This is a genomic window from Barnesiella sp. An22 (genome assembly GCF_963931395.1).
Taxonomy (GTDB): domain Bacteria; phylum Bacteroidota; class Bacteroidia; order Bacteroidales; family Barnesiellaceae; genus Barnesiella; species Barnesiella merdigallinarum.
The window spans coordinates 1,249,672-1,264,813 of record NZ_OZ007014.1; the positions used below are offsets into that span (position 1 = coordinate 1,249,672).

A 15,142-nucleotide genomic window follows, 5' to 3' on the forward strand; every position below is an offset into this window, starting at 1 on the left:
TTTTGTGGCGACAAAAGTTTTTATTTAATTTGTGTCATTCAAAAGAAGGCAAACTATGAATAACGATTTGAAAAAGATATTAAGCAGCGATACCGATGGCCTGCTCACCTATGAGTATATTGCCAACCACATGGGTACCTGCGACGACGATATGCCTGCTTTGGCCGACAATATCATCCGGGTCGACCTCACCGGCCAGATTACCGTGAGTGCTGCGCTCTATCTGCATGCCACCGGCCCCGACAAATACAGGGAGATTATCGATAAGCTCATTGCCGCTTCGCTCCAAAAGGATCGTGAACACAAATACATTGTCGATTTGCTGTCGGGTATTTGGGGCGAGGATTATAAGACGCATGTCGATGAGTTGAATCGGCAGAGCGACAATTTCCGCCGTATTTACAAGCGGGTCTATGCCAACGATGTGATGTAATTGTATTATATAATAAGGTACAACTCGGCATCTACCCGGTTATCCGTATAAACGATACGCCGCTTTTCTGCTCGCAGCAGGGCAGGAGGCGGCGTTCTTGTTTCTGATGCTCCTCTCTCCTGTTCTTCCCTTGTAAGGCATCTCCGTTTTCTTCCCGGCCATTTATCCTGTCCCCCTTCTGGCTTTTCTTGGAGATTTTTATGTTTGTTGTTTTTGCTCGATAAAATCAATCTTTTTGTAGCGATTTTTACTCTTGAAGTATTTTTTTGTTAGTAGCCGCTTTTGGTGGAATAAATTTTTATATGGTTGATTCTTAATTGTTTATATAGCTAAATAGACTTGAAATAATTTCTATACTTACGCAGGATTTGACTGTAAAGCTCAATTGGAATAGTTATAATTTTATAAAAATAACATTTGTTTTATCTTGTATAAATATTCTAAGTTTAAAAAATGCGGCTTTATATGGTGATATTTTTATAGAAAATATAGGTTTATTCCGAATAATTTTTTATATTTGCAAGAGATGAATAAATAGTTGTAATATTTTGTTGGTTTTTGCATGTAATGTAATTTCATAATAAACCTAATAATATATTTACGATGGCAAAGAGAATTACGCTTATTTGTGCTTTCTTCCTGTTTATAGTGGGATTGCGAGCAGAGGTTTTGCTGAACGAGAATTTTGAATCTTGGACGGCAACCAATTTCCCAGCGAATGGCTGGACGGTAGTAAACGATACCCAGGAGGGAGCCATTTACCATTGGACTCTCGAGACGGGGCGGTCGGCGCTTTCTGGCTCGATAAGTCTGTTTTGTGACGGCGGATCGTGGGATCCTGTTGAACCGGTAAAGGAGGAGTGGATTATCTCTCCGGCAATTACGTTGAGCAATACCAATTACAATTTGTCGTTCCTGTGGGAAGGGGCGTCGGCTGCCGCTTTCAAAAACGAATACGACTTGCAGGTGCGCGTGAGCGACAACGACGGGGAGTCGTGGACGACCATCTTCTCGTTTCTCAATCAGGAACAGGTCGAGAACAGTGGTGTAGTCTATCCCTGGACTGCCTGGACGGTAAACTCGTCGTTGCTCAGCCTGAAGGCTTATGCCGGCAAGACAATAAAGATAGCCTTTGTCCATTGCCTGCTGGTGAGCGGTTCGGGTAAAGGTAATTGTGCCTGGGTCGACGATGTGGTAGTCGAATCGGGTGCTGCTATCGAGGCTCCCATAGCCGAAGTAACTCCCACCTCGTATGTATTCCCGGGTACCTACATCGGGGTAGGCAAGTGGTCCGACAAGTTTGCCCTCAGCAACAAGGGTGTAGGTTTACTTACCGTAACCGGCATTTCGGGACTCGACGGTACCGATTTCTCTACCGATTTGGTCCCGGCCGATGTTTCGATAAAACCGGGTGCCGAATATGAATTTTATGTACGCTATACTCCCTCTTCGGCCTTGAGCGCCAAGTCGGCCACGATGACGATTCACACCAATGGCGGCGATGTCTCCATCGCTTTGGAGGGAACCAAAATCATTCTTCCCGACAACTACAATCTCGAAAGTTTCGAGGGCGGCACCTTCCCGCCGTTGGGCTGGACGGCTGACGAGGGCTGGTCTCAGGGACGAGCCTATGCTACCTCGGGCGATTATTCCGCTTCGTGTAGCTTTGCCGAGAACAACCCCACGCTGGTAACCCCTCGTCTCGACTGTTCCGAGGGTTCGTATGAGTTGCAGTTCAATTATGCCAACGTGTGGGAACCCACGGCCGACGATGCCGCCACCTCCGAGAGCGGATTCGAGGTTTACTTCTCCAAAGACGGTAAGAATACCTGGACCCAGATTGCCTCTTGCGACTCCATCAACCGTTGGGAGCACCTGGCTATCGACCTGGGTACTCCGGCTTCGGACAACTGCTATGTGATGTTCAAATATGTGCTCGACGTCGATTTGTCGACCGGCGGTTGGGACGACCTGCCCGAGTACTCTACGACTTTCCTCGACGATGTAATCTTGCCGCCCTATTACGGAAGCTCTTCGATACCCGGGGCTGCTACGACTCCCTCGCCCGAGAATGGGGCTGTCGATGTCTTCAACGAAGAACTCGTGCTCACCTGGGGTGGTGTACAGTTTGCACAGACCTATAAGGTGTATGTAGGAAAATCGGCCTCCGACTTCTCGGTAGTCAATGGTGCCGAGGTGACCGAGTGTTCCTATGCCCTCCCCGTACTCGACTATGCTACTACCTATTACTGGAAAGTCGTTGCCTGCAACGAAGCAGGTGAAACGCCTTCGCCCGAGGTATGGAGTTTCACCACGCTGGCCGACCAGACCGTGAGCACCTTCCCCTGGTCCGAAGGTTTCGACGGCGAGACATTCCCGCCGCTGGGCTGGCGCAACATCGGCGAGGGGTATACCGAATGGGATTTGACCAACTACACCACGTACGACGGCAAGGGCTCGGCCTACATTTCGGCCGGCGGTTCCCATCAGCAGGGCATTCTGCAGACGCCTGCCTTTGCATTGCCTGCCGATAAGGACATGCAGATCAGTTTCTATTGGGGCAATGCCGTACCGGCCGGATTGAGCAAATCGGTACAAGGCACGACCATCATCAATAAGGATACGCTCTATTTCGAAATCAAAGTTGATAACGCTTGGCACCAGTTGGCATTCATCTCGGCAGCTCAGGATGAGGGGCAAAGCTGGGAACGGCAGCGCATCGTCCTCTCCGACTATCGGGGCAAGACGGTGAACTTCCGCTGGCGTTACAGCACGGTCGACTATATGGGTTCGGGTGCTTCGCTCGACAAGATTCTGCTCGAAGAGGCGCCCACAGCCGGCAAAGCCGTCATCAATACCACCTCGTGGGAAGCTGGCGATGTCAACTACAACAAAGCCGTTACCTCTGCGATGTTGAACCTCTTGAACGACGGTGAAGAGGCGATGACAATAACCGGGGTATCGTTCCGCAGTTCCAACTTCTCTACCTCGTTGCACAAAGACCTGGTACTGGACAGCCGCGAGAGTGTCGACTTCAACATCACCTTTGCAGCCGGAACCACCTCGGCCCTGGTCGAAGACGAGATGACCATCACCTTCGACAACGCTCCTTCCATTTCGCTCCCCGTATCGGGTAATGCTCTGAGCAGGTACACCCGCTACTTCAGTTTCGAAGACGACGAGTTCGGTTCCATTGCTCCCAAGGGCTTTACCACGGTCGATGCCGACCATGCAGCCACGGTTTCGCCGGTAATGATCAACTACCCCAATATCGGCACCCCCTATGCCTACATCGTCATCAACCAGTTGCCGGCTCCCAATGGTGCCGACTGGCGCAACATCTATCCTCGTTCGGGCAACCAGTTGCTGGCTACCATGGCTACCAGCGATGCCACCGAGGCCGTCGACTGGATTATCAGCGACCAGATGACCGCTCGCGACGATGCACACTTCCGCTTCTATGCCAAGTCGTACGACGGCGACAACACCTATCACCCCTTTGCCGCTCTCACCGTACTGGTAAGTACCACCGACAATGCCGTGTCGAGCTTCTCGCCCGTTTCGGGATTCGAATCGGTACAGGTACCCCACAAGAACAACAGCGACAGCCAGACGTCGTGGACCGAGTTTGATGTCGACCTGAGTCAATATGCCGGACAACCCATCTACGTGGCCATCCGCAACAATACGCCGGGTCAGGGCTTTGTCACCTTCTTCGACGACTTCTATTTCGAGAATTTCGAATACGTAGCCAGCGACAACAATGCGCCCTACTTTACTACGGTGCCCGAGACTACCGCTACCGTGGGCAAACGCTGGACCTACAACTATGCCGTAGCCGATCCCGATGGCGATGCCTTGACCGTGACGCTGCAAGGCAAACCCTTCTGGATTACCCATACCCCGGGTACCAACGGCGGTACATTGTCGGGTATCCCCGGACAGGCCGAAGAGATTATTATGAAACTTTCGGTGACCGACGGCTCCAAAACTACGGTACAGGAGATTGTACTCAATATTACCGACGGTTCGGGTATCGACGAGGTGAACGGCGATTGCCTCGAGGTTTATCCCAACCCGGTGGCATCTACGCTCTATTTCAAGGAAACGTGCGACCGTGTAGTCGTTACCGATATTACGGGCAAACAGGTATTGTCCGCTCAGCAGGTCGAGAGTCTCGACATGTCGGCGCTGGCTCCTGGAGTATATCTGGTGACGGTACAAACTGCCGGTGAGCATCGAACCACCCAAATCGTTAAAAAGTAATCGAAACTATGTTTACTATGAAAAAACTTTTTCTTTCCCTCGCGCTGCTGATTGGCAGCGCAGGGGCTTTTGCCGCCGAAAATCTTGTGTTGAACGAGAATTTCGAGAGTCAGAATTTCCCGCCGCAAGGGTGGACTGTCACAGGTACCGAACTGCCGGATAACCTCGAGGCGATGGCCTTTGCACATTGGGATTTGAATTGGAACGAAATCACGGGGTCGCCCATCGCCGGGTCGGGTTGTGCCGAGGTAGTAAGCAATTATTCCGAAGGTGCAGCCGGTATCTCGAAGGAGGAGTGGCTCATTACTCCGGTTGTAAATATAGCTCAAGATGCTACACTGTCGTTTGTCTTCTGGTGCAATGCCTCGGCTTTTCTCCCGTCTGAAAAAACATACGGTCGTTTCGTTATCAAGGTATCGACCGACAACGGGGCCTCCTGGAACGACCTTTGGGATGTGGCTTCACAGGAAGATATAGAAAACTCGGGTCTGCCCTGGCCGTGGGATAGAACGGCTACCGGCAGTGTGACTAACTGGCAGAAACTGACTCCCAACATAAGTCTGAAGGCTTATGAGGGTAAAAACGTGTCGATTGCCTTCTATTTTCAGTCGGTGTTGTACAAGAACTACACCGCTGCCACGCTGGCTGTCGACGATGTGAAGGTGGGGAATCAGAAGATTGAGCAGCTTCCCGAGGTCGAAGGCTCTACGTCGTATGCCTTCTCCAACTCCTACATCGGTTATCTGGCTCAGTCCGAGCCCATGACGATTCGCAACATCGGGTACGGTGTCTTGACCATCACCGGTATCGAAGGCCTCGAGGGTACCGACTTCTCTACCACGCTCGATCCCGCCACGGTGTCGCTGAAGCGGGGCGAAGAGGTTGAGTATCGCATCAACTACAACCCCACGGTCGAAGGGGCCCGCAGCACGGTAATGAAGATTCACACCAATGGCGGAACCCTTTCGGTCAACCTCTCGGGAACCAAAGTGATGCTCGAAGAGGGGTATACGCTCGAGAGTTTCGAGGGCGACATCTTCCCGCCGGCCGGTTGGTCGCGCAACGAAGGCTGGCGCACGATCGAGGGCATAGCTACCTCGGGTGTGAAGTCGGTAACCGTGGACGGCATGACTACCTGCGACATCGTTTCGCCCCGTCTCGACCTCTCGGCCGGGAACGGTAAGGTGAAATTCGACTACATCGAAACCACCGGCGAGGAGTATATCGACGACTCGTTCCTTCCCACCACCTACTTCATTTGCTATTACAAGAAGGGTTCCGACACCGATTGGACCGAGTTGTGGTGTTCGCTCGACGACAGCCGCTACAACGAGTGGGTACAAAAAGAGATTGAAATCAAAGACCGGGACGGCAACTTCGTAGTGAGCGACGATGTCTATCTGCGCTGGACCTACGAGTTCGAAATCGGCGACGGCGGCCTCGACAACATGGTGGTGACCGACATCTATTTCGACAATGTGGTATTGCCCAAACTCTATGGCGTGGGCGACCTTCCCCTGGCTATCACTACGCCCACTCCTGCCAACGGAGCTACCGATGTCGACTACGCACGGCTCACCCTTTCGTGGGAGCCCTCCCTTTTTGCCGAGGGGTATGAACTCTCGGTAGGAACCGATGAAAACAATCCCACTTCGCTGCTCGATGGCATTCTGCTCGATGGAAACGCTTCGGTATCCTATACGATTCCCATGCTCACACCTGCCACGACCTATTATTGGAAAGTTGTACCTTACAATGCCGTAGGTAAGTGCAACGAGGTTGCCACCTGGTCGTTTACCACCATGGCCGACCAGTCGATTCGCGACTTCCCCTACACCCAAGGATTCGAGACGGGTGCCGTGCCGCCCATGGGTTGGGCCGCCAATCATCAGGGCGATGGCATACAGCAGTGGAAATCGAACAATATCGGCCCATATGCCGGAGAATATTCGGCCTCGGTATGGCACAACTATGCCGGCGAGGAGTCTACGCTCACCACGCCGGTCATTGTCCTCCCTGCAACGGGCGACATGGTGGCCTCTTTTGCCTGGGGTGGAGCTTTGTGCAACCGGTTGGAGACAGGATATGAAAATGAAGCCGTTACCGAATTGCCGCTCGACGAGGTCGACGATACCGAGGGTACCCTCTATTTCGAGATTCGGGCCGTCGATGCCGACAACTGGACTACGTTGGCCTATACCCAGGACCGCACCCGGTGGCGTCACAAATATGTATCGCTGGCTCCCTATGCCGGCAAGAGTGTGAATCTGCGCTGGCGTTTTGTCGCCACCGAGAATGCCGGTTCGTCTGCGGGCGGTTCACTCGACGAAATCTATGTGGGCGACCTGGCCGGTATGCCCACCCTGGCCGTCGACGAACTGTCGCAACCCCGTCTGGCCATCTATCCCAACCCCACGACCGATTACCTCTATTGGAGCGGTGGTGTGGCTCACGTGCGGGTCTACGACCTGACCGGCAACTGTGTGCGCGAGGCGGCCGATGTCGAGTCGCTCTCGATGCACGACCTGGCTGCTGGCATATATCTCGTAACTCTCACTCAGGGCGACACCGTCGTTACGACACGGGTGATGAAGCGCTAAAGTCTACCCCCGCAGGGTGGGGGAGAATATACCCGGAGGGCTCCTGGTCGATGGAGCCCTCTTTGTTCCTTTTGCGAACAGCACACGACAACGATACGTAAATACCAAATTTTTATAGAAAAGCAATGAAGAAAAAAATTTTAGCTCTGGTAATGACCCTCGCCGGCTGGGGCCTGGCGGCGATGGCTCAGCAGACTGTTTCGCTCACCTTGCAGGTCACCTCCGTTACGGGCGAAGACATGAGCGGAACCCCCTTTTATCTGGAGCGAACCGAGTCGGGTTTGGTCTATAACCGGGTATTGGGAGCTAACGGAGTCTATACCGAGAAAAGTATATATCCGGGCATTCACCGGCTGGTTATTGAGAAAGAGGGATTGAAGACCTACGACAATGCCGAGCTCGACATACAGAGCGATACGGTGCTCAAGATTGTGATGGAAGAGCCGGTGCGAACCCCCTACAACCTGCAGGCGGTACTGGCGCACGACCCCAAGACGGGCACCAACGATGCCTCGCTGGTGTGGAACGAAGAGACCGACTACTTCTTCGACGATTTTGAAGACTACCCCTCGTTTACTCTCGACCTTACGCCGTGGACCGGTATCGACAAGGACCAGGAGTCGGCCGCTGTACTCATGCAGGGCGGTTATCCCAACAGTGGGCTGAAGCAGTATGCCACGATTGTGGCTCCCGACGAAGCCTATGTCTCGGTAACCTCCGACGGCAGCGATGTCTATCCCGTCTCGTGGTGGTTCTACGCACCGCAACTGCGGTCGTACAGCGGCAAGAAGTACATGGGTTTTATCCGCACGGCCAGCGGTACCACCAATAACGACTGGGCCATCACGCCCCAGATACATGTGGGAGTGAACAACGTCGTGCGTTTCAAGGCCAAGGCTGCCGATGCACCTGTCGAGCGTTTCAAGGTGTGGATTTCGACGACCGGAACCGCCGAGAGCGATTTCATCCCGTTGACGCAAGGCAACTACGAGTCGGTAGAGTGGAGCGCATGGAGTACAATCGAGTATGACCTCTCGAAATACGAAGGTCGAGATGTCTATATAGCCATTCAGTATATTACCCAGGCGGGGTGGATGCTGATGGTCGACGACTTTTTCGTAGGGTCGGCCAAGCTGAACCCCTCGCAGGTAAAGGCGCGGTTGCCGCGGGCAATTCGTCATCGCAATATAGCGGCTGGCGACGACCCGCAAAGTTACACCGTCTATCTCGACAATCGCGAGGTAGGTTCGGTGCAGACCAATTCCTTCTTCTTCGACAATCTGGAGGCCGGCGTTCACACCTTGGGTGTGAAGTCGGTCTACCGGGTTTCCGAGTCGTCGGTGGCTACTACCCAAATCGAAGTTCCGGCAGCCTCGGCCTATGCCGATGTCAAGGTACAGGTGACCGTCAACGGAGGGTCGGCCGATGGAATTGCCGTGAGCTATCTTTCGGGCAGCTACCAGGTGACCGACACCATACGGTCGGGCCTATCGCACTTTGCCTCGCTGCAGAAGGGCGAGTATGTAATCGGCATCAACGACGACCGCTACATGCCGCTCGATACCTTTGTCAATATCGATCGGGACATGACCATCGACCTCTCGCTGGTCGAGAAGATTACCGAACCCTACAACCTTTCGGTCGATTTTACCTACCGTGAAGACAGCCATACGACCGACGCCCTCTTCCGTTGGAATCAGGATTTGGGCTGGAGCGATAGCTTCGAAGAGTACGACGACTTTGCCACCCGTTTCGGCGACTGGGTTACCTACGACCAGGACCGCCTGCAGCACTATCTGCTCTCGGTCAACGGGCAGAATGTCACCTTCCCGGGATTCGATGCCGGCGAGTCGCCTGTCTTTATCTTCAATCCCGAAGCCACGACACCTCCGTGCGATGTCGACGGCTACCTCAACACGATGTGGGGCAAGAAGTATGTGATGTTCTTCGGAGCCCAGCAGGCCGCCTCCGACGACTGGCTTATCGCTCCCAAGCAGAAGATCAACGAAGGGTATGTGCTGCGCTTCTATGCACACGTCTACGGCAATCCGGGCGAGATTACCGGCATACCCGAGTCGATTCGGGTACTGGCCTCCGAGTCGTCGACCGACCCCTCGTCGTTTGTCGAGCTGTATAAGTGTACATTCGAGGAGGGTGGCTGGTACGAGGTGACGGTCGACCTGCCCGACTTTGTCAATCGTGAAGTCTACCTGGCCGTCAATTACGTCTCTTACGACGGTTGGATGCTCAAGGTCGACAACTTCTACGTAGGTCCTGCGGTCGACGCTCCTGCCCCCGAAGTGGGCGAGGCTACCTACAACGTCTATCTCAACGGCGAGACGAAGGCCACGGCAATAACCGACAACTTCTACACCTTCGAGTCGCTCCCCGACGGCACCTACACGGCCGGTGTCAAGGCGGTCTACGAGTCGGGCGAGTCGCAAACGGTCGAGTATCTCTTCACCACCCAGTACAGTGGGGTAGAGTCTGCTGCTCTCCCTGCCGCGAAGGTTTACGGCCGCGACCGGGCCATCTGGGTCGAGCCGATGTCGGGCGAGAAGGTGTCGGCTACGGTCTATAATGCGGCAGGCCAGATGGTCGCCTCGATTCCCGAAATCGAGCAAAACATCTGTATCCCGGTCGATGCCGGACTCTATCTGGTATATTTTACCACCGATAAAGGTCCCGCTACGATAAAAGTGCTGATAAGATAACTCGCTGAAAATAAGTAAATTAAAGGCGCCTCGGTACAACTGAATCCGGGGCGCCTTTTTTGATAAATATAAATTTCTATTTTCCTATGTTAAGAAATCATTTAATTTTGTACCTTTGTAAATGAAGTACGGGTAATAGAAGTCGCTCGGCCCGGTCCATACGGCCGATGTTTTTTTATTTGCATACTTTCATGATTCGCACCGACGCGGCTAAACAGGAGTTATATGAATAAGAGTATTTGTTTTATTTTTTTATCGCTAATAATATTCAACATGAGTTGTGCCTCAAACGGCCATAAGGAGACAGTTGTCCTTATGGAGACTACAATGGGAGACATTAAGGTGAAACTGTACGACGATACCCCCGCGCATCGCGACAACTTCGTGAAGCTGGTCAAGGAGGGATATTACGACGGAACACTGTTTCATCGTGTAATCAACGAGTTTATGATACAGGGAGGCGACGGTACCTCCCGAAATGCCCCCGCCGGCAAGATGCTGGGCATGGGCGACCCGGGTTATACCCTCCCGGCCGAGTTTGTCTACCCCAAGTATTTCCACAAACGCGGGGCATTGGCTGCGGCCCGACAGGGCGACCAGGTGAATCCCGAAAAGGCATCGTCGGGCTCGCAGTTCTATATCGTTACCGGCAAAGTGTACAACCCGCAGCAACTCGACCAGATGGAGCGTCAGATGCAGATGCAACAGCAACAGTCGGTATTCCAGGCTTTGGCCGCCAACCATCGTGAGGAGATTATCAAAATGCGCAAGGCTCGCGACATGCAGGGGTTGCAGGCTTTGCAAGATACGCTTGTAGCCCAGATGCAGGAGCAGATCAAGCGTGAGGGCAAGCGCACCTTTACTCAGGCACAGCGCGAGGCCTATACCACGGTGGGCGGTACGCCCCATCTCGATGGTGAGTATACCGTATTCGGCGAGGTAATCGAGGGAATGGACGTGGTCAACAAGATACAGCAGGTCGAGACCGGTGCCGCCGATCGCCCTGTGGCCGATGTCAAAATCATAAAAATGAAAATCGAGGAGTAAGAGAGTGATACCGTTTCGTCGTCACATATTGTCCAATGGTTTGCGCATCATACACCACTACGACGCCTCTACGCGCATGACGGCGTTGAATCTGCTGTACGATGTAGGGTCGAAAGACGAGTCACCCTCGCGCACCGGATTTGCCCATCTGTTCGAGCACCTCATGTTCGGTGGGTCGGTGCATATCCCCGATTTCGATACTCCGCTGCAAAAGGCCGGGGGTGAGAACAATGCCTGGACCAGCAACGATGTGACCAATTACTACACGGTTGCTCCCACACACAATATAGAGACCGCCTTCTGGCTGGAGTCCGACCGCATGCTCAGCCTCGCCTTTTCGCCCGAGTCGCTGGCCGTGCAGAAACAGGTGGTCATCGAGGAGTTCAAGCAGCGGAATCTGAATCAACCCTATGGCGACTCGTACCTGCTGCTCAGACCCATGGCCTATCGGGTGCACCCCTATCGGTGGCCTGTCATCGGCCGTGAGGTCTCGCACATAGCCGAGGCTACGCTCGACGAGGTGAAGCAGTTCTTCTTTGCCCACTATGCCCCCAACAATGCCATCCTGTGCATCTCGGGCAGTCTGCCTTTCGAGCGTGCTGTCGAGTTGTGCGAAAAGTGGTTTGCCCCCATACCCAGCCGACAGATTGCTCCGCGCCATCTGCCGCAGGAGCCGGTGCAGACCCAGCCCCGTCGTCAGACGGTCGAGCGCGATGTGCCGCTCGATGCCATCTTCAAGGCCTATCACATGGTGGCCCGTCGGCACCCCGATTATCAGGCTTGCGATGCCCTTTCCGATGTGCTCTCCTCGGGCCGTTCGTCGCGGCTCTACCGTCGGTTGGTCATGGACGAAAAACTCTTCACCGAGCTCGACGCCTCGGTAACCGGCGACATCGAGCCGGGGCTCTTCCTGGTGAAGGGCAAACTCTCGCCGGGCGTCTCGCTCGAGCAGGGCGAGGCAGCCATCGACGTCGAGTTGCGCCGCATTTGCGACACGCCTGTCGACCAGCGTGAGCTCGACAAGGTGGTCAATCGTTTCGAGTCGAACGACCTGTTTTCCAATTTGCACTATTTGAACAAGGCTACCAACCTGGCCTATTACGAATTGTTGGGCGGAGCCGAAAATATCGATTGTGAAGTCGACCGTTACAAGCGTCTTACTCCACACGATTTACAGCGAGTTGCAAGAGATTTGTTTGTGCCGGAAAACAGTTCGACTTTGTGGTATAAGTCGATACCCTCCGGTGCACCTTTGATAAATGATATAGAGTAGTTATTATGCGATTCAAATTAGTCTTGGCGGTTAAGTCCGAAAGTTTTGGCAACATTTTGCCGGTAAGCTATCAGTACGAGTTGTCGGCAGCCGTGTATCGGCGCATTCGTGAAAATTTCGATGCCTACTTGCACTGGCTTTCCAGCAACGGGTTTGCCCCGGTCGACGATTGTCGCAACCGGCTCTTTTCGTTTTCCAACCTCTACATTCCGCGCATCCGGGTCGAGAACGATAGGCTGCACATTCTGGTCAAGAAGGTACAGATGTGGATTTCGTTTCTGCCCGTACGGGGGACACGCGAGTTTGTCGAGACGCTTTTTGCAGATACCACCTTTGTGCTGGGCGATCGCCGCAGCCGGGTAGAGCTCGCGGTCGAGGAGATTATCGACTGTCCTGCGCCCGAGTTCGGCCCCGTGTCGGAGTATCTGGCCCTCTCGCCCATTGTCTTCATGGTGGCTCGTTCCAACCGCAGCATGGAGTACATCGGGCCCGACCATCCCTCGTATGCCGACTGTTTCTACCATTCGATTCTGTCCAAGTACGAAAGAATATTCGGTCACCCCTTCGAGGGGAATACCGATTTTTCGTGGACTCTTCTATCCGAGCCCAAGCGTAAAGGCATCTTTATGATGCGATTTACCCCCGACGAGTCGAAGGTCATCGGCTACATGTACAAATTCAGGGTGTCGATGGACCCTCTGTTGCATCAAATCATGTACGAGACCGGCATCGGCGAGAAGGTGAACCTGGGTTTCGGCTGCATCGAAATACTCCGTCGTGAGGCCCTTCCTGCCGGGAAAGAGGCGCCACTTCCCGAAAAAGAGGATTGATTCGTGAAAATTATATGACTTTTTTGTATGAAATGACAAAAAAATTTTTTTAATTTGTATAGAGAATAAAGATTTTATCTTTCATAAAACTGAATATACTATGACAACAGAGCTTGAAAAACCTGATATGAATGCAGAAGAACTCCATGCAGGTCAAACTATGACTCCCGCCGAGGAGGAACAAAATTCGGCACAGCCGGCTCCGAAACTTTCGAGAGAAGAGATTATCGACGAGTTGCGAAAGTTGATTGAGGGCCCGGTTGAAGAGGTGAAGGAAGAGGTCGATGAATTGAAACAAGCCTATTATAAACAGAAAAAAATCGAAATAGAAGAGGCTCGCAATGCTTTCGTCGCTGCCGGTAACCCCGAGTCGGAGTTCGTCCCCACACCCGACGAGCAGGAAGAGACGCTCAAATCGCTGTTGGCTGTATTCCGCGAGAAAAAGGCCGCATATACCGCCTCGCTCGAGAAACAACGCGAGGAGAATCTGGCCCGCAAGCAGCAGATTTTGGAAGAGATGAAATCTATTACCGCCGATTCGGACAACATAAACAAGCAATATACCCGCTTCCAGGAGTTGCAGCAGGCTTTCAAAGAACCTTGCGACCTCCCCTCGGCTGCGGTATCGGGCCTGTGGAAGAGTTTCCAGGCTTGCGTCGAGAACTTCTACGACCTGTTGAAGATTAACAAGGAGCTGCGCGACTACGACTTCAAGAAGAACCTCGAGCAGAAAACCGCTCTGTGCGAGGCCGCCGAAGCCTTGCTCACCAACGACGACGTGGTGGCCGCCTTCAAGCAGTTGCAACTGCTTCACGACGAGTGGCGGGGCATCGGCCCCGTGGCCAAGGAGCTGCGCGAGGAGCTGTGGAATCGCTTCAAGGATGCTTCGACCGAGGTGAACAAGCGCTACCAGAGCTTCTTCGAAGCCCGCAAGGAGGTGGAGCGCAAGAACGAAGAGGCCAAGACGGCCCTCTGCGAAGAGATCGAGGCCATCGACATGAATGCCCTTAACTCGTTTGCCCAGTGGGACGAGGCCACCAAGCACGTGCTCGACCTGCAAAGCCGTTGGAAAACCCTGGGCTTCGCTTCGCGCAAGATGAACAACCTGCTGTTCGAGCGTTTCCGCAAGACCTGCGACGAGTTCTTTGCCCGCAAGGCTGAGTATTTCAAGACGGTAAAAGAGAAGATGGCCGCCAACCTCGAGAAGAAGAAAGCCTTGTGCGAAAAGGCCGAGGCTCTCAAGGACAGCACCGACTGGAAGGCGACGACCGACGTATTCGTAGCTCTGCAGAAAGAGTGGAAGACCATTGGCCCCGTAGCCAAGAAACACTCCGACGCCATTTGGAAACGCTTCGTAACCGCTTGCGACTACTTCTTTGCTCAGAAGAACAGCCAGCTGGCTTCTACTCGTCAAACCGAGCAGGAGAATCTCGAGAAGAAGCGCGACATCATTGCCCGCCTCAAGGCCATCGACGAGTCGGTCGACCCGGCCGAAGCCGAAAAGACCGTACGCGAACTGATGGCCCAGTGGAGCACCATCGGCTATGTACCCTTCAAGGAGAAAGACAAAATCTATAAAGAGTATCAGGCTCAACTCGACATCCTCTTTGCCCGCCTCAACATGACCGAGACTCGCAACCGCCTGAGCAACTTCTCGGCCTCGGTTCAGCAAATGGCCGACGGCAACCACGACAAGCTCTATCGCGAGCGCGAAAAACTGTTGCGCATGTACGACCAGAAGAAAGCCGAGCTGCAAACCTACGAAAACAACATCGGCTTCTTGAACATCTCGTCGAAGAAGTCGAGCGGCCTCTTGAAGGAGATGGAGCGGAAGATGCAGAAAATCCGCGAAGAGATGCAGCTTATCGAGCAGAAGGTGCAACTTATAGATAAGAATTTGTAGTAAATAAGATGCCAACGCAGGGCGACCCTTCCAAACCGGGTTGCCCTGTTATTTCCCCCGCGGTACCCAAACCGGG

General features: G+C 53.4%; 8 protein-coding genes. All 8 read left to right on the forward strand.

Annotated elements, in window-relative coordinates; genetic code table 11:
• Positions 1–55 precede the first annotated feature (55 nt).
• A complete protein-coding gene (locus ABGT88_RS05050) occupies positions 56–433 on the forward strand; it encodes a hypothetical protein (protein ID WP_087408098.1) in 378 nt (125 codons plus the stop codon).
• A gap of 603 nt (positions 434–1,036) precedes the next feature.
• A complete protein-coding gene (locus ABGT88_RS05055) occupies positions 1,037–4,699 on the forward strand; it encodes a T9SS-dependent choice-of-anchor J family protein (RefSeq protein WP_346700783.1) in 3,663 nt (1,220 codons plus the stop codon).
• A gap of 17 nt (positions 4,700–4,716) precedes the next feature.
• Positions 4,717–7,299: a T9SS-dependent choice-of-anchor J family protein gene (locus ABGT88_RS05060; protein WP_346700785.1), complete on the forward strand. Its 2,583-nt coding sequence runs from the start codon at positions 4,717–4,719 to the stop codon at positions 7,297–7,299.
• A 125-nt stretch (positions 7,300–7,424) separates the two neighbouring features.
• Entirely contained in the window at positions 7,425–10,013 is a 2,589-nt protein-coding gene (locus ABGT88_RS05065; RefSeq protein ID WP_087408095.1) for a T9SS-dependent choice-of-anchor J family protein, read from the forward strand.
• Between the two features lie 273 nt (positions 10,014–10,286).
• Positions 10,287–11,060 carry a peptidylprolyl isomerase gene (locus ABGT88_RS05070; RefSeq protein ID WP_087408094.1) on the forward strand — a complete coding sequence of 258 codons (774 nt, stop codon included), beginning with the start codon at positions 10,287–10,289 and terminating at the stop codon, positions 11,058–11,060.
• A gap of 4 nt (positions 11,061–11,064) precedes the next feature.
• Positions 11,065–12,333, forward strand: coding sequence for a pitrilysin family protein (locus ABGT88_RS05075; protein ID WP_258326450.1), 1,269 nt, complete (start codon positions 11,065–11,067; stop codon positions 12,331–12,333).
• Between the two features lie 5 nt (positions 12,334–12,338).
• Positions 12,339–13,163, forward strand: coding sequence for a CRISPR-associated endoribonuclease Cas6 (gene cas6 / locus ABGT88_RS05080; RefSeq protein ID WP_258326449.1), 825 nt, complete (start codon positions 12,339–12,341; stop codon positions 13,161–13,163).
• Between the two features lie 127 nt (positions 13,164–13,290).
• Positions 13,291–15,066: a DUF349 domain-containing protein gene (locus ABGT88_RS05085; protein ID WP_346700788.1), complete on the forward strand. Its 1,776-nt coding sequence runs from the start codon at positions 13,291–13,293 to the stop codon at positions 15,064–15,066.
• Positions 15,067–15,142: the final 76 nt, after the last annotated feature.

Excerpts from the sequence above, each read along its gene's own strand:
- ABGT88_RS05050 (WP_087408098.1), top strand. The coding sequence starts at position 56 with ATGAATAACGATTTGAAAAAGATATTAAGCAGCGATACCGATGGCCTG.
- ABGT88_RS05055 (WP_346700783.1), top strand. The coding sequence starts at position 1,037 with ATGGCAAAGAGAATTACGCTTATTTGTGCTTTCTTCCTGTTTATAGTG.
- ABGT88_RS05060 (WP_346700785.1), top strand. The coding sequence starts at position 4,717 with ATGAAAAAACTTTTTCTTTCCCTCGCGCTGCTGATTGGCAGCGCAGGG.
- ABGT88_RS05065 (WP_087408095.1), top strand. The coding sequence starts at position 7,425 with ATGAAGAAAAAAATTTTAGCTCTGGTAATGACCCTCGCCGGCTGGGGC.
- ABGT88_RS05070 (WP_087408094.1), top strand. The coding sequence starts at position 10,287 with ATGAGTTGTGCCTCAAACGGCCATAAGGAGACAGTTGTCCTTATGGAG.
- cas6 (WP_258326449.1), top strand. The coding sequence starts at position 12,339 with ATGCGATTCAAATTAGTCTTGGCGGTTAAGTCCGAAAGTTTTGGCAAC.
- ABGT88_RS05085 (WP_346700788.1), top strand. The coding sequence starts at position 13,291 with ATGAATGCAGAAGAACTCCATGCAGGTCAAACTATGACTCCCGCCGAG.